The organism is Paenibacillus sp. PL2-23 (assembly GCF_040834005.1).
Lineage (GTDB): Bacteria > Bacillota > Bacilli > Paenibacillales > Paenibacillaceae > Pristimantibacillus.
In genome coordinates this window covers 4,758,198-4,774,143 of record NZ_CP162129.1, presented here as the reverse complement: position 1 = coordinate 4,774,143, position 15,946 = coordinate 4,758,198, and the positions used below count along the sequence as shown (strand labels likewise).

Sequence of the window (15,946 nt, the reverse complement as noted above, 5' to 3'; positions counted from 1 at the left end):
ATCGAAGTGACAGCAATTGGTATAAAAGATTTGTATCCCCTCAAGGCGCAGTTCGCCAGCGGGGAGGAGGTCGCGCTCGCGGTCGAGCTCGCGAATGGAGCCGTACAGGCGGCGACGCTTCATATTCGTGTCTTCATTCGCGAGCTGGACCGCATCGTGCGGCATTGTGAGCTGGCGGTAGAGGCTCCGGCGCAGGACGAGGTGCGGGTGGAGCTGAAGCTGGGCTCGTTCGAGGCCGCTTTTGTAGGCTTGGGCGCCGATGCGGAGCTGCTGATGGATGGGGAAGTGGTCTCCCGTCTGTCCACGGCGTTCGATGTCGCGGACGACTGGCGGCGCGCGACGCGCTACGGCTTCCTGAGCGACTTCGGAGCAGAGCAGGCCGGCGACGCCTCGGATGTGCTCTGGATGACGAAGCTGCATTTGAACCTTGTGCAGTTCTACGACTGGATGTACCGGCACGATGACCTGGTCAGCGCGGAGGAAGTCTACATGGACCTCATGGGGCGGTCCGTCAGCCGGAAGGTCGTGGAGGAGAAGATCGCGTTATGCCATGCCCATGGCATGAAGGCGGTTGCTTATGGCGCGGTATATGCGGCCAGCAAAGCTTTTGCGGAGCAGCACCCCGACTGGCGGCTGTATACGGGAGCGGGGGAGCCATACGATTTTATCGGAATATTTAACATCATGAATATATCACCTGCCAGCCCGTGGCATGGCCATATTGTCGCGGAGTACGGCAAGGCGGTGGAGCAGCTGGGCTTCGACGGCATTCATATGGACACCTACGGCTTCCCCAAGACGGCCTGGTCCAGGCTGGAGGGCGTGCCGCGACTGGAGCGACTGGAGGAGCAGTTCCCTGCGCTGATCGAGTCCACTCGCGAGGCTCTGTCGGAGCTGAAGGACGATGTCTGCCTTATTTTCAACAATGTTGGCAATTGGCCTGTTGATACGGTTGCTCGGGCGAGCCAGGATGCGATCTACGTGGAGGTGTGGAAGCCTTATGAGCGATATCATCATCTGCGGGAGATTATCGGCTGGGCGCAGCATCTAAGCGGGGGCAAAAACGTCATTCTCGCGGCGTATTTGAAGCCTTTCCGGGAGCTGGACGCTTTGGGAGAGGGCGGCGCGGAGAACGGCTATCGTCTGTTGAACGCGGTCGTGTCCGCGCATGGCGCACACCATCTGCTGCACGGGGAGAACGGCGGCGTGCTGACGCAGGGCTACTACGTGGATTACTCCAGGCTGCGGCCCGGCTTCATGCGCGTAGTGAGGGACTATTGCGACTTCGGCGTCAGGTATGGGCATGTGCTGTACGCCGAGGGCATGCGCGACGTGTCCATGACTCATGCGGATGGGGATAATATGGAGTACACGTTCGAAGGGTTTCCGTTCAGCACCTATGGCGAAGCCGGCAAGGTGTGGACGGTCATTCGGGAGAAGCCGGAGCTGAAGCTGGTGCATTTCATCAACCTGGTGTCCGCCTCCGACGATCGATGGAATGAAGCCAAGGAAACGCCTTCGCCCGTAGAAGGCCGAATCGTAAGAGTAGCGGTTGACGGCGAGGTGGAGTCCGTCCTGCTGGCAAGTCCGGACGCGCACGGCGGGCAGGCTCTCCCTCTGGCATTCCGGCTGGAGACGACCCCTCGCGGCTACACGGCCGTCATCGCGCTGCCGCCGCTGCAGTTCTGGGATGTTGTGCTGGTGCGGGTGAAGACGGAGGAAGTGGCAGAGATTAGATAACAGCTAACCGATTGCAGCACCCCTGATCGAGGCTTCGGTCCCGCAGGGGTGTTTGTTGTATAGAGAAATCCTCTGAGGAGAAATTCAAATACCTGAACTTATATGGAAGGGACTGGCTCGCTCGCGCTTGAAGTAGAGGATAATGGCAATGGCATCGGCATGGAGGCGTCTGCCGCGAATCGGCCGCTGCGCTCTGTTGGGAGCGACAATGGAAATGCTTGCCATACACGAGATCACCAACGTATAATGGTGGCTATTATCGCGATGGAGGGTGGGAGCGGAATGGGAACATTGAAGCTGGTGCGGCCGTCGGTTGACTTCAGGGAAGCTTATGTGGCGTTTTACGAGGATTGGAGGCGTTCGGGGGAGGATATTGTCCCATGGGTTGTTGAGCGGGAACCATTCGATATGGAAGAGTATGTTGCGTTCCTGTATGCGACCGACAGCGAGGAGAAGCTGCCACAGGATGGCTGGGTGCCGCATTCCACCTACTGGCTGCTCCATGAGGAGACGGGGGAAATTGTAGGCGCGGTGAATATTCGCCATCGGTTGAACGACAGGCTGCTGGAAGGCGGCGGACATATTGGCTACGGTATTCGTCCAGCGGCACGAGGCAAGGGCTACGCTTCCATACAGCTTGCGGAAGCGCTGCGAGCGGCTAAGTCTCTTGGCATCGACCGCGCGCTGCTTGTCTGCGACAGCGACAACGTCGCCTCGGAGCGGACGATCCGCAGGGCTGGCGGCGTGCTGGAGAACGAGCTGACGACGTCGAATGGCCACCATGTGAAGCGCTTCTGGATCGAATGTTAAACGAAAATCCCTTTCTCCCTCGTGTCCTTCTATCGCGCCAAGCCGCACCAGCATAGCATTCACCTACTATTAAACCTCTTCAAGATGCGCGCCAGTTCGATAAGAGCTTTGAAGCTCTGTGTCATGGCACCCTCCGAACCAAAATTCAACGCAATATGCGTATCTGTCTCATGGTCCCAGAATAGGTGCGTTGACAACACGCCGATATGTCCCCTATAGCGCGGAAGTCCTCTTAGTAAAAAAAAGAATTGCTCAAATCGCACCTCCATGGTGCCGAGTCCATAATGAAGGCCTGGATGGAAACGATGGCGAATGGTATCCATCGCATGTAAAGTAGAAGGCTGCAGCAGCTTGCCTTCTCTTAATGCTCGACTGAAAGCCAACAGATCATCCGTGGTAGATACTAATCCTCCGCCGGACCAGTCGCAGCTGAGGCTGGCGCAGCCGCTGATCTCGTGTCCGCCAAACCAGATGGGAGCAATGTCGGAGGCAGGCACGTTCGCCGGCTTCGTGCGAAAGGGCATATAGGTGTCATTGAGTTGGAGAGGCTCAATCAGCTTAGCGTGTATGCGGTGTTCGAAGGTTTCGCGGGTCACACTTTCAAGCAGCAGGCCAAGAAGCACGTAGCCTGTATCGGAGTAATGAAATTTGGTTCCTGGGGGAGCGACGGCTTGCTGCTGTTCCCTCGATATCGCGAGGAGCTCCTGCGGCGTCCATATACGGTCTTGCTGCTCGGTAATCAGCCTTTTGAGGGGAACACCCGTCAACACCTTATCGCCAAAATAGTCCGCCGCACCCGACGTATGGCCGAGCAGGTGCTCAACCGTTACCTCGCTTTCATAATTGTGTCCCTTGTAGACGAATAAACCGTTCAGCGTAGCGGCAGGAAGGAAGTCTGCGATCCGGTCCTCCAGCCGCAGTCTGCCGCTGTCAATCAATTGGCCGATGAGGACGGTGGTGAACAGCTTGCCGATACTGGCGATGTGGTACGGCTTAGCCATCCCGTCTGCCGAATAACGGTAGTCGATTCCAAGCTTAGCAGAATACACGCGGCCTTGAAGATCGGCCGCCTGACCGCGTGCCACGCCTCCACGCTTGCTTCGTGCCTGCTTCGAAAATACGGCATCCAGCCGACGGTATAAATCCGTCCGGTTATTCGTGTTCATAAGCGTATTGGACATACCCAATCTCTCCTTGCGGTGGATATTGTAAGGTATTTGTATTACGATAAGATATATTTCTAATCGTAATATGATTTAATGTATTCTGCAAGAGACGAGGAGAGAACGCGAGCATGGAATTTGTAATTTTGGGTTTACTCCAAATCAGGAGCCAGACGGTATATGAGCTGAATCAAAGCTTTAAGAGAGGGATTTCCTTGTTCTACAGCGCCAGCTATGGCAGCCTGCAGGCTGCGCTCAAGAAGCTGCTTGAGAAGGGGTGGGTTGAGTTTGCGGAGGAGGTCGAGAACGGGAGACACAAGAAGGTGTATGCTGTGCTGCCGGCCGGACGCGAGGCTTTCTTGAATTGGATGTGTAGTGAGACGCCTGCCAGCAAGCTGGAGGTTACGGCGTTGTCTAAGCTTTTTTTTCTTGGGCTGATAGAGAGCACCGTTGAGAAACGCGCTATACTTCAGGAGGTTAAGGACAAATTGGATGAAGCGTTGGCGGAGCTGGAGGCACTGAATCAAGAGCTGCAGGGCGTGACGGTACCGAAGGAGCATAGCGTTCTGTTCCGATATCAGCTGAAGACGCTGGACTACGGCATCGGCGCGCACCGGTTTGCCCGGGACTGGTTCGCCCGAGAATGGAGTCAATTGGAAGAAGGGGAGCAATAGACGTTTGTGGCACGTCTATTTGCTCCAAACGCCCATCCCAGCATGGAATAGACGTTTGTGGCACGTCTATTTGCTCTCTAACACCCGCCCCGGCACATTTAGTTGTTTCTGGCACGTCTAAATGCTCCAAACACCCCTCCCAGCAAGGAATAGACGTTCCTGGCACGTCTAATTCCCCAACAAGCGTCCACTCCAGCGCCAGTGCCTCGCTGCCACCGTCACCGTGCCCTGCTGCCACCGTCACCGTTCCTCGCTCCCGCCCTCACCGCACCCTGCTGCCGCCGTCACCGTGCCTCGCTGCCGCAGCGACACCGCCGCCGTCACCACATCCCCGCCACAGCGTCAGCCAAGCCCACCCGATTTGCGCAGGCTACACGCCTCGCCACGACCAGGCGGGGTCCGGCCGGTGGACGCCTTGCGGGCGGTAGCCCAGAGAGGCGCTCATGCCGCAGATGTCCGCCAGCAGGTAGATAATGCTGAGCCACATCTCTGTGCCCTGCAGGCCCTCGCTGCCGCGCTCCTGGATACGGAAGCTGAAGCCTCGCCCCTCCACCCAGCATCCCAGCGCGAGGTGCAGTGTGCGCGTGGCCCAGTCTACGACTTCCTCCCGCCGGTACTCCGTCTGCTTCATGCAGAGCCAGAGGGGATGGGCTACGTCTAGCACATTGCAGGCGTTCAGCCGGTCCTCGCGGAAAAATTTGTTGTTCCGGCTATGAGCAAGCACGGTATCGATAGTTCGCTCGGGATACGGCAGCGGCAGGCCGAATTGAGCATAGGTTGCGCGAGTCAGGCGGTAGAAGCCATTGACCGGCTGCAGCCAGTCCTCCTTCTCCGTGGGCTGGCCCCACACGCCGGTGAAGCGATTCACATGGGTCTGCAGCCAGCCCATTAGATCGTCAGGCCGCTTGGCGCTGCCGAAATGCTTGGCGTTCAGATACAGTCCCGTCGCGTAGCCATCAATCCAATCGCCGCAGCTCCAGGCGTTAATGTGCCAGGGCAAGCCGTCCAGCTTGCGGTACAAGGCTCCCGTTGTCAGCCTCTCCACAGCATGAACGGGATGGAGGAGCCTCGCGCCCAGCGTCTCCAGCGCATAACCAACAGCGAGCAGATGATAACGGGAAAAATAATCCGTAAGCAGCCAAGGGTCGTCCTTGTCTGGGTCTGGCAAATGCCACGGGTCGGGCAGCAGTCCCGTCTCAGCGGACTGATAGCTTTGAAGCTTCGCCACCAGCGCTTCACGGCTCCAGCCGGGAGGCAACTCGCCGAACAGCGCTGCGATTTCAACGGCATCGCAATAAGCGCGAACCGTCCGCGAGAAGCCGGGACGGTCCCGGAACAACGGCTCGCCAGCTTCCGATGTCTCGGAATAAAATCGCAGAAGGGGCTCCAGCTCGCCGCGCACTTGTTGGCCGAATTGCTGAAGCCGGCTTTCCAATCCGCCGCCAGCATGCCCCTGTGCTTCCGGCATTCCTGCCAGCCGGCTTCGGATAACCTTCGCCGGATTGCCGGCTATGACGCTGTAGGGCGGCACGTCCCGCGTGACAATAGCGCCTGCGGCTACAATGGAATGGGAGCCGACGTGGACGCCGTCGACAATAACCGCATGAGCTCCGATCCAGACATCGTCGCCGATCTCAATGCCGACTGAGGTATGGGGCTGGCGATGTATCGGCACGTCAACCGACGCATAGCCGTGGTTGAAGCCATAAAGGCTGGCATAGGTGGCTATACGTACGGCATCGCCAAGCTTCACCTTGCCGGTAATGACGGCTCCCGTGTTAATGGAGCAGTCCGCTCCAGCCACAAGCTCCGTATTGCGCACGATCGCTCCGCCCGCGATATAGCTCCGGTCACCAATGTTCATGGAAACCGGGTACAGCATCGCTTCCGGCGATACAAAACATTCCTCCCCGAAGCTGCACCCAAAGCGTTCAACCAGCGCAGCCTGAAGCTCCTTCTGCTCCTTCTGCACCTCCTCGGACTTCGTCATCCACGGCATAAAATCAATCTCCCGATGCTTCATCTGGCCATCCTCCTCATGTACAATTCACCAACAGTGTATCAGCTTCATGCTCCATTCTACATGGATAAAACAAAACAATACTTGTCAAAAACGCTTCGCTTCATTATGATGAACGCAAACGAAGTGAAGCTCGGGGTGAGGATCGTGGAGCCTAGAAAAAGCCTGCCGTTTGGCCTGCATCTTCAGCTGCTCTGGATGATGGACAAGAGAACGGAGCCGGGCTGGAGCGATATTCGCCAGAATAGAAATTGCCATACCTTTTATTGGGTTCAGGAGGGCCGAGGCCGATTTGTGACGGGGGAGGGGGAGGAGTGGCAAGCACGAGCAGGCATGCTGTTCTACCTGCACCCCGGCCTCCAGTTGCATATGAGAACAGATCATGAGCATCCGCTTCGAATTGCTATGGTGCTGGTGTCGGCGTATCAGCCGCAACCGATGCAGGAGGAGAGCGGCGTATTGACCCTTAGAGGCGCTGGTGCGCTGCCGCTGCCGTTCGTCACTCATACAGAGGGAGATGCTGCCTCATTCTATCAAGGCTTGTTCGCAGACATGCTGGAGCAGTGGGTTCCCGGTCAAGCGGAGAGCGAGCTGGCCGTGAAGGCAAGGCTGTTCGAGCTGCTGGACCGCTTGCATCGAACCGGGAGCGTCAGCCCCAAGGAGGAGAGCGAGAGTGAGCGGCTGTTCAAGCGAATAAGGAGTGAGCTCACCCGCAGCTACGCCCAGCCCGTCCCGCTGCGCGAGTGGGCCGTTCGCTTCGGCATATCGGAGTCGTATTTGCGCGCCTTGTTCGGTCGTTATGAGGGGCGAAGCCCCAAGAGCTATGTGGCGGCGCTTCGCAACGAACACGCCAGACGCATGCTCCTGTACACCGACCGCTCCATGAAGGAGATTGCGGACAGCTGCGGGTATGGTGATGAATTTCATTTTAGCAAAAGCTTTAAGAAGCTGAACGGCATGCCGCCTAGAGCGTTCCGGAATGGAGAAGGCGGCAGCCCAGAATCGCTTTGATCCCGGTCTGCCGCATTTTTAGAGAGAAGAATATGTTAGTTCAAAAAGCCCTCCATCGCGATCGTCGGCTTCATGTCTGCCTGCCATGCGCCTTTGCTGTAGCCGCCGTTGTAGCTCGGAGTAGCCTGCGGCTCCCAGTAGAACACGCCTTGGCCCTTGCCGCCGGACAGATTGCGGATCTTCGTCTTGATGTCGGCGATGAAGCTTTTGGCTGCGGCGGGCTGATTGTAGTCCATGCCAATCTCGGTAATTATGATCGGTTTGTTGTATCTGGAGATGAGATTGTTGGCGTTGGAGATCGTCTGATTCACCTTCGTTGACCAGTCGGAGGCGGTGGGATACAGCGACATGCCGATAATGTCGAAGTTCGCGCCGTTGCTGATCAATCCGCCAATATTCCATACAAAGAGCGCATTGTCATACCCGTTCGCGATATGAACGATGGTCTTTGTCGAGCTGCTGACCGATTTCACCGCGTTATGGCCGCTGTTGACAAGCCATGCGTAGTTCTTCATATTGGTGGAGGCTCTGCCGTCGTTCCACAGCATGCCGTCATTCGTCTCATTCCCGATCTGCACCCAGTCCGGTGTAACGCCCTTCGCCTGCATGGACGTCATCACATAGCGGGTCCAGTTGTAGACGGCATCCATCAGCTGCTGGAACGTATAGCCCGCCCATGCGGCCGGCTTCGTCTGCTTGCCGGGGTCTGCCCAGGAATCGCTGTAGTGAAGCGTCAGCATAACGCTGAAGCCCTTGTCCTTGGCGCGTTTCGCAAGCGTAGCTGCTCGGTCGACGGTCATGTAGCCGTTCCCGTAGTCGTTCGACGGGTTGACCCAAACGCGGATGCGGACGGAGTTGATCCCATAATCGGTTTTCAAAATATCAAGAATATCACGCTGCACGCCGTTCTTATCCTTCCACTTGTAGCCTTGCGCCTCCATGCCGGGCACCCAGCTAATATCGGCTCCCTTGGCGAAGGAAGGAGCTGCGGCTGCTGTCTGCTGTGGCCCAGCCACAGGCGACGAGACCAAGGTCAAGCATAGCGCCAGGCTGAGCAGCAGGCCAAACGTTTTTTTCCACATTACGATCATGCCTCCATACGGTTCGGTTGTAGGGCTGCGGGTTGCTGCCCTCCACTTGATTGTAAGCGCTTAATCGTTTATGGTAATAGGATATTATGGCAACAAAGCGGATGTTTTTGCAGCTTCATCGCAGAGGGGAAGTAGGGGGCCGAATAAGAATGCCTACTCTTTTGCATCCATTTGTGGTATCCTTAGAGGCTATATAATGATATTTACCATTCGCATGGTTACTATAGGAGAATTGTGATAATGAACTTTGAAGACTTAAAGCTAAAACCAGACATTCTTAAGGCGCTCGCCCAAGAGCAATATGAAGCGCCAACTCCCATTCAGGAGGAAGCGATCCCGCCCGTGCTAGAGGGAAGGGATCTGCTTGGCTGCGCGCAGACAGGGACGGGCAAGACTGCCGCGTTCTCGCTGCCCATTATTCAAAGACTTAGCGAGCAGGGCCAGGGGGGCAAGCAGCGGCTGATCCGCGCCTTGATCCTGACACCGACTCGGGAGCTTGCGCTGCAAATTTCAGACAACATTCACGCGTACAGCCGGTACGTTGATTTGCGCTGCGTCGCCATTGTTGGCGGTGTGTCGCAGAGCGGCCAGGAGCGGGCGCTTGCCCAAGGAACCGATATTCTTATCGCGACGCCGGGGCGTCTGATGGATCTGATGAATCAGAAGGTCATCAACCTGGGTTCTATTGAGGTGCTCGTGCTGGACGAGGCGGACCGCATGCTCGACATGGGCTTTATTAACGATGTGAAGAAGATTATTCTCAAAATACCGGCCCAGCGCCAAACGCTTTTCTTCTCGGCTACCATGCCGCCAGAGATTGCGCAGCTGGCTGACAGCCTGCTGGTTGATCCCGTGAAGGTGGAGATCACGCCGGTATCCTCTACGGTGGAGCGGATTAGTCAATCGGTTTATTTTGTCGATAAGCCGAACAAGCAGAAGCTGCTGGGCGACTTGCTGCAGGATGCCAGCATTGCTTCCGCGCTTGTGTTCACGCGTACGAAGCACGGCGCTGACCGCGTTGCTCGCGGGTTGAACAAAATAGGCGTGACAGCGCAAGCCATTCATGGCGACAAGTCGCAGAATTCCCGTCAGAACGCACTGAACAACTTCAAGAACGGCACTACGCGCGTGCTGGTAGCAACGGATATTGCAGCTCGCGGCATCGACGTGGAGGAGCTGTCTCATGTCATTAACTTTAACCTGCCTAACATTCCGGAGACATACGTTCACCGGATCGGCCGAACGGGTCGGGCGGGTCATAGCGGCGTAGCGATTTCCTTCTGCGAGGGCGAGGAAATTCCTTATCTCAAGGATATCGAGAAGCTGATTAAGAAGAAGGTTCCTGTCGTGGAGGAGCATGCCTATCCCATGACAGAGGCAACGCCGCCGACAGCCGCTGCGAAGCAAGCGGAGGCTTCCGCTTCCGGCCAGCCTTCAGAGGAGCAAGCGGGCGCCGGGCAGAAGAAGAAGCGCAAGCGCCGCAAGAAGGGACAGGCTGGTCAAGGGGAAGGGACCGCGCTGGACGGACAAGCCGGTCAGCCCGCTCAGGCAGCGCAGGCGCTGAACACTGGACAGCCGCAGCAGAAGGCGGAGCGCCGTCCGAAGCCGGCAAATGTCGGCGCGAGCGACGCAGACCATGGCGGCAGGCCGAAGGCGTCGGCCGACCGTCAGGACGGCAGGCAGCAGCAGGGCGCTGGCGAGAGGGCAGGCGGCCAACAGCCGAAGCAGCGGAACGCAGAAGGCCAGCAAGGCGGTCAGCAGCCGTCGAAGCAGCGGAGGCAGGAGCCTGCGCAGAAGCAGCCGGCTCAAGGCGGCAGCGCGCCACGATCGCGCAGGCCGCAGCCTCTAATGTCTTCCCGTCAGGAGATCCACCAGGAGTCCGGCAAGGTCATCTCGGTCATGTCGGCTCCATGGGCGAATTTTAAACCGAAAAAACGATAATCGAACGGAAATGAAGGCTCGGGATTCCTATCCCGGGCTTTTTTGCCGTATACATCAAACCTTAAGATAGCGCCGTACAATTTTAAACCAATCTTAAGATTTATCCTTACCTTTTGGAGAGGAACTGCATTTTACAATTGAATTGCTGAAGGTCTTGTAGAACAATGGCAGAAGGGAGGCGAAAACATGTTGAACAGCTACCGCGTTCTGGTCGTCGATGATGAGCTGGAAATTAGGGATGCGATTGAGATTTATTTGCGGAATGAGGGCATTACGGTCGTGAAGGCGAAGGATGGCATCGAAGCAATTGAGGTGCTGAACGAGCAGGACATTCACCTGATTATCCTGGATATTATGATGCCGCGGCAGGATGGCATTACAACGACCTTCAAGATTAGAGAGAAAAAGAACATTCCGATTATTATGCTGAGCGCCAAAAGCGAGGATACGGATAAGGTATGGGGGCTGCAAGCAGGGGCGGATGACTATGTGACAAAACCATTTAATCCGCTGGAGCTCATCGCGCGAGTCAAATCGCAGCTTCGGAGGTACGTCACTTTGGGGCATTACGAGGGCATGCACAAGCTGGTCAACTTGAACGGATTAACGTTGGACCAAGCGGCCAAGGAGGTTGCCGTTCACGGCGAGACCGTGAGACTGACTCCCACAGAATACAAGATTGTAGAGCTGCTTATGATGCATGCGGGCCGCGTCTTCTCCATTAATGATATTTACGAGAAGGTATGGAAGGAGCCGGGCTTCAACGCGGAAAACACAGTAGCTGTACATATTCGAAAAATCCGCGAAAAAATCGAAATCGATCCAAAAAATCCAAAGTTTTTGAAGGTGGTATGGGGGATTGGATACAAGATGGAAAAGTAGATTACTGCTAGCCGTATGGGCTCTGCTGCTGGCATTTGGTATGAATGGCATTCTTACCATTGTGACATTGGGGGATACCTATTCGAAAAAGGACTATTTTGCAACCCATGATTTTCAAAATGAACTGGGCCGATTCATCAGTCTTCTGAACGCCTACGAATTGAATGCGATGCCCATAGAGGAAGCCCAGAGGTCGATCACGGTCACTCCTGAGGAAATAGATAATTATCGCAACCAGCAGGGTGACTTGCTGCAGCAAATCTCGGAAATTAATAACGAATATGACCAACGAATCTTAGAAGCGATAGCCATGGAAAATAAAGAAGCTGCAGACCTGTATACGTCGGAACGGAATCGGTTAATTGAAGAAGCTACACAGCTATTCGAGAGCGATGAATATGCCGGCGAGAGAGTTGCTGAAGAGAAGGAGCGCCAAATCGAACAGTATTACCGGCAGCAAGGCTTGTACCGCTCCCAATTTCTGCAATTGAAGGAGACGTTCAAATATCGTTTGAAGGATATCGAGACAGGTGAGCTATTTGCCAATATCGCGGCTGAAGAAGGATCAGACGGTGCTATGAAACGGGAGGATATGTTATATATTCAGGAGTTTCAGCCTCTAGCTGCCGAGGCGCCGCCTCACTACTTGGAGTATGAATACGGTTTTTTTGGCACAGACGCAAGGGAGTTTGAAGGTCAGGTCGGCGTCACGAAGTCGGCTCCAGATTCAAGCGATGTGTTGGTGAATTACAATAACTTTCAACGAAAACAAATGGCCCTGCTTATCATTGGTGCAATAAGTGCAGCTGCCATTGGCGGTATGCTGTATCTATATAGGAAGCATCCCATTTCACAGCTGGCGATATTGGAGAGATACCAACCTGCGTATACTCGAATACCGCTGGACGTCAGGCTCATGCTGTTAATCGGCACGGGTGCTGCTATATTGCTGCTGGCCTTTATGGCCCACGAAGCCTTTTATTACCATGATGCCTATCGATTGGTTATGGGGTGGGGCAACGGTCTGGTTATGAACGTGATCGCTGTTATGCTGTTTCTGATGCAGTGCAAGATGCTGAAGGGGGCGTTCAACCGTGAAGCATGGAGCCAGACTCTCTTATACCGGGGCGGCCGGGGACTGCAGGAAGCGTTTCTGATGAGGTCCGTCGCTGTTCAGCAGCTTATCCTTCTGCTCATTGTGTTCGGGTTAGGAGCTGGTCTGAGTGCTGTTGCTATTGAGCCTGAGATGATTGTCGTATATATACCGGTGGTGCTCGTCATTGGATTGCCTATACTTTGGTTGATGATCAAGCGAATCGGCTATTTCAATACCATTGTGTACCATAGCTCAGAGGTGATTGCAGGACACTTCGGACAGGACCTGCCGGTGAAGGGGAAGTCCGTGCTGGCGAAGCTTGCCGAGAATATCAACGTTCTGAAGCGCGGCGTGGAAGCCTCGCAGCAGGTGCAGGCCAAGAACGAGCGACTGAAAACGGAGCTGATTACAAACGTCAGCCATGATCTCAGGACTCCGCTAACCTCGATCATCTCGTATACAGCGCTATTGAAGCAAGAGGAGATGAGCGAGGAGGACCGCAAAGCCTTTGTCGAAATTATAGACCGCAAATCGCAGCGACTAAAGGTGCTGATCGACGATCTTTTTGAAGCCTCAAAGATGGCCAGCGGACACGTCCAGCTCACCAAGGAAAAGATTGATCTGGTTCAGCTTCTGCAGCAAGCGCTAGCGGAATCTAATGAGGCGATGAAGTCGTCCACCCTGCAATTCCGTGTGACAACGCCGGATGCCCCCCTATACGCCATGGTTGACGGGCAGAAATTGTGGCGTGTTTTCGATAATCTGATCGGGAATTGTCTCAAATATTCGCTGGAGCATTCCAGGGTATATCTGTCGGTTACGACGCAATCCGACAAGGCGGTCATTGTGTTCAAGAACGTGTCCAAATATGAGCAAAGCGAGCATGTGGACGAATTGTTCGAGAGATTCAAGCGTGGCGACGCGTCGCGTCATACGGAGGGCTCCGGTCTGGGTCTCGCTATTGCCAAATCAATAGTAGACTTGCATGAGGGACGGTTGGATATCGAGGTGGACGGGGATTTGTTTAAGGTTACGATTGAGCTAAGCTTGGAACGTCGGTAATGGTGTTTTGATATGGATTGGATCAAGCCATTCGCCTGGGTAGAGCATTTGGTTGGTATGGGCCAAACTGCAAAACATACAGTTATTTTGCAGCATCATGACCATTTTAAGGAGATTACCTGCAAAACATACATTTAGATTTGGGGCAGTCACCTTGTTTTTCTAAATATCTTTGAAATAACTGTACGTTCTGCAGCTAGCGTTGGTAAAATGGAGATTTTCGTGAAAATAGCTGTACGTTCTGCATTTAGAGCTTGGTTTGAGGAGCCGAGCCTTCACTCCCTGGCTTCAAGTTTAATGGGCGGGAGGGCTAAAGGCTAAAGATGAACAAGAGCCCGGGAGCTTAGGGGTCTCGGAATCTGAGAACCTGAGAGCCGAGGAGCCAGAAAGCCTGTAAGCCAGAAAGCCTGAAAGCCTGAAAGCCTGAGAGCCCAGGATTCTGAGTGCCTGAGAGCCTGAAGCTTAGTAGCTCAGTAGCTTAGGAATAGGACAAGCGTGCAAGAAACGACTAATTGCGCAGGAGTGGTTCGTTTGGAGTAATAAGCATGCCGACACAAGAGGGAAACCAATGGTTTCTCTCTATTTTTGTGCCGATATGCATCCTTAGCGTCCCATGGGCATTCAAAAAAAGAAAGTATTGACAGTGATAATAGTAACCATTACAATTTAAATCGTTCTAATAGTATCGATTACGATCTGAAGCGACGAGTGGAGGAACACAGAGAGAAGCGTCCAACTTCAAGAATCACTTCCTGAGCATTCATCCGGAATGGAGGAGATGAAACGGAGTGGAAGTTAAGTTTATCAAAGCAAGCCCCACACAGAACATGACGGTGCTTGTGGAGAGCAGTCTCGGCAGAGAACAATATGCGATGGTGGCGTCGCGCTTGATGGCGTATGATCATGTCTTCGCCGAGCAGGTAGGCTTCATCGAAGCAGCGGAGGATGCCAACGCATGGGCCCGGCTGCAGATGATGGCGGGGGAATTTTGCGGGAATGCCGCGATGGCGCTAGCCGCGGTAATGGCATGGCGTCGCCAGCTGCAGCCCGGCGAACGGCTGGAGGTGCCGCTGGAGGTATCAGGGGCCGGGGAGCTGCTGGTATGCGCCATCGAGGCGAAGCCGCTGGGCTATTCATGCCGGCTCCGCATGCCGCTGCCTCTGTCGATAGAGCAGGAGATGCTGTGGTTCGGCGGCGAGCTGCTGCCGGCAGCTATCGTCAGATTGCCCGGCATCGTTCATCTTATCGTAGATGTCCGCGAGCTCAACCGTTCCACCAAAGAAGCCGCGGAAGCGGCCGCCAGACAACCATCGCTGCTGCAAGGCGAAGGGGCGCTTGGCATCATGCTGTACCGGAAGGAAAGTGGAGAGCTGGAGCCGCTTGTCTATGTGCCAGGCACAGATACGATGATCTGGGAGCGTGGCTGCGGCTCGGGAGCAGCAGCCATCGGCGCTTACGCAGCGTACGAGGCGGGGAGAGATGTAGAGCTGGAGCTCAAGCAGCCAGGCGGTATTGTTCGCGTCCAGGCACTCTGCGAATATGGCAAGCTGGCCAGTCTGACCATCCAGGGAGACGTACATATATCAGCCGAGGGTACCGCATTTATCTAGACAAATAGGGAGAATAGAGGTGGATGGATGATTGTTCTGAATCATTTGAAGCAAGAGCTGATGGAGTATGCCGACAGGTTTGATGCATTGTCTCTCACCTATGATCAGTCCCAGGAATACGGCTCCAAGCTGGAGAGCCTGCTGAACGAGTTTTCCCTCTTCGTGACGAATGACGGCAATAAGGCTGCTTGGAATCGGCTTTCGCCCAGCGAGCTGGAATCGCTGGAGAGCGACATGCAGCGAATTCGCGGCGCTTCCGCAAGCTGCGTGGCCATGATGGAGAAGCACCGGGCGTTAAGGCTGCGAGAGGGCCATTCCTCGATCGCCGACTACTTCCGGAATATTGAAACCTGCATTGATACAGAATTCGGCGGATTTTCGGTTACCCCCCATTCCAAGGTGCTGCTCGTGGGCTCTGGCTCGTTCCCGATGACGCCTTTGCTTATTGCAAGACGCACGGGTGCTGAGGTGGTAGGCATCGATATTGACGAAGAGGCCATACAGCTTGGACAGGAGGTTGTCGACAGGCTTGGCGGCGGCTTGCCGATTCGGCTGGAGCACGGGTCTGTGGAGCATCTGGCCTATACGGGCGAAGCGACTCATATTATTTTCAGCTCGACCGTAGGCTTGAAATATGAGCTGCTAGACCGCCTGCATGCGCTGACCATGGAGCATGTCGTCGTGGCGATGCGGTACGGTAACGGGTTGAAGTCGTTGTTCAATTACCCGATGCAGGAGGTTGATCATCGGAAGTGGCGGCTGTCGGACCGTATATTGCGACAGGATCAAGTATTTGACGTCGCGTTGTATACGAAGTCGGGCCAGCAGCCAGGGGAGGAGCAATAA

General features: G+C 55.1%; 11 protein-coding genes and 1 pseudogene. 9 read left to right on the top strand and 3 right to left on the bottom strand.

Annotation, left to right across the window (positions count from 1 at the left end; all coding sequences use genetic code 11):
• Window positions 1–6: 6 nt before the first annotated feature.
• The gene (locus AB1S56_RS21235) at window positions 7–1,740 is read left to right on the top strand and encodes a glycoside hydrolase family 66 protein (RefSeq protein WP_340870468.1); all 1,734 of its coding nucleotides are present in this window, start codon (window positions 7–9) and stop codon (window positions 1,738–1,740) included.
• 282 nt (window positions 1,741–2,022) lie between these two features.
• Window positions 2,023–2,550, top strand: coding sequence for a GNAT family N-acetyltransferase (locus AB1S56_RS21230; RefSeq protein ID WP_340870469.1), 528 nt, complete (start codon window positions 2,023–2,025; stop codon window positions 2,548–2,550).
• Between the two features lie 59 nt (window positions 2,551–2,609).
• Here AB1S56_RS21230 and AB1S56_RS21225 read toward each other — a convergent pair whose 3' ends face one another.
• A complete protein-coding gene (locus AB1S56_RS21225) occupies window positions 2,610–3,731 on the bottom strand; it encodes a serine hydrolase domain-containing protein (protein WP_340870470.1) in 1,122 nt (373 codons plus the stop codon).
• A gap of 113 nt (window positions 3,732–3,844) precedes the next feature.
• Here AB1S56_RS21225 and AB1S56_RS21220 point away from each other — a divergent pair, with 113 nt between their 5' ends.
• Window positions 3,845–4,387 carry a PadR family transcriptional regulator gene (locus tag AB1S56_RS21220; RefSeq protein ID WP_340870471.1) on the top strand — a complete coding sequence of 181 codons (543 nt, stop codon included), beginning with the start codon at window positions 3,845–3,847 and terminating at the stop codon, window positions 4,385–4,387.
• 370 nt (window positions 4,388–4,757) lie between these two features.
• On the opposite strand, the gene AB1S56_RS21215 is transcribed toward AB1S56_RS21220, so the two are convergent.
• Window positions 4,758–6,410 carry an acyltransferase gene (locus AB1S56_RS21215; RefSeq protein ID WP_340870472.1) on the bottom strand — a complete coding sequence of 551 codons (1,653 nt, stop codon included), beginning with the start codon at window positions 6,408–6,410 and terminating at the stop codon, window positions 4,758–4,760.
• Window positions 6,411–6,554: 144 nt separating this feature from the next.
• Here AB1S56_RS21215 and AB1S56_RS21210 point away from each other — a divergent pair, with 144 nt between their 5' ends.
• Window positions 6,555–7,418, top strand: a complete 864-nt coding sequence (locus tag AB1S56_RS21210; protein WP_340870473.1) for an AraC family transcriptional regulator — start codon at window positions 6,555–6,557, stop codon at window positions 7,416–7,418.
• A 35-nt stretch (window positions 7,419–7,453) separates the two neighbouring features.
• On the opposite strand, the gene AB1S56_RS21205 is transcribed toward AB1S56_RS21210, so the two are convergent.
• Window positions 7,454–8,500 (bottom strand): glycosyl hydrolase 53 family protein, encoded by a 1,047-nt coding sequence (locus AB1S56_RS21205; protein WP_340870474.1) that lies wholly within the window; start codon window positions 8,498–8,500, stop codon window positions 7,454–7,456.
• A gap of 249 nt (window positions 8,501–8,749) precedes the next feature.
• On the opposite strand from AB1S56_RS21205, the pseudogene AB1S56_RS21200 reads away from it, so the two are divergent.
• The 5 genes and pseudogenes from AB1S56_RS21200 to AB1S56_RS21180 all read left to right on the top strand — a co-directional run.
• Window positions 8,750–10,006 (top strand): annotated as a pseudogene (locus AB1S56_RS21200) (DEAD/DEAH box helicase); the annotation flags it as partial.
• A gap of 633 nt (window positions 10,007–10,639) precedes the next feature.
• Window positions 10,640–11,332: a response regulator transcription factor gene (locus AB1S56_RS21195; protein WP_340870516.1), complete on the top strand. Its 693-nt coding sequence runs from the start codon at window positions 10,640–10,642 to the stop codon at window positions 11,330–11,332.
• Window positions 11,310–13,490, top strand: coding sequence for a HAMP domain-containing sensor histidine kinase (locus AB1S56_RS21190; protein WP_340870475.1), 2,181 nt, complete (start codon window positions 11,310–11,312; stop codon window positions 13,488–13,490). The genes AB1S56_RS21195 and AB1S56_RS21190 overlap by 23 nt, the downstream gene beginning before the upstream one ends.
• A 788-nt stretch (window positions 13,491–14,278) precedes the next feature.
• Entirely contained in the window at window positions 14,279–15,100 is an 822-nt protein-coding gene (locus AB1S56_RS21185) for a diaminopimelate epimerase (RefSeq protein WP_340870476.1), read from the top strand.
• Window positions 15,101–15,127: 27 nt separating this feature from the next.
• A complete protein-coding gene (locus AB1S56_RS21180; protein WP_340870477.1) occupies window positions 15,128–15,946 on the top strand; it encodes a nicotianamine synthase family protein in 819 nt (272 codons plus the stop codon).

What these genes read in the sequence shown, in the direction of transcription:
- AB1S56_RS21225 (WP_340870470.1), bottom strand. Translation starts at nt 3,731, where the DNA reads ATGTCCAATACGCTTATGAACACGAATAACCGGACGGATTTATACCGT.
- AB1S56_RS21220 (WP_340870471.1), top strand. Translation starts at nt 3,845, where the DNA reads ATGGAATTTGTAATTTTGGGTTTACTCCAAATCAGGAGCCAGACGGTA.
- AB1S56_RS21230 (WP_340870469.1), top strand. Translation starts at nt 2,023, where the DNA reads ATGGGAACATTGAAGCTGGTGCGGCCGTCGGTTGACTTCAGGGAAGCT.
- AB1S56_RS21205 (WP_340870474.1), bottom strand. Translation starts at nt 8,500, where the DNA reads ATGTGGAAAAAAACGTTTGGCCTGCTGCTCAGCCTGGCGCTATGCTTG.
- AB1S56_RS21180 (WP_340870477.1), top strand. Translation starts at nt 15,128, where the DNA reads ATGATTGTTCTGAATCATTTGAAGCAAGAGCTGATGGAGTATGCCGAC.
- AB1S56_RS21215 (WP_340870472.1), bottom strand. Translation starts at nt 6,410, where the DNA reads ATGAAGCATCGGGAGATTGATTTTATGCCGTGGATGACGAAGTCCGAG.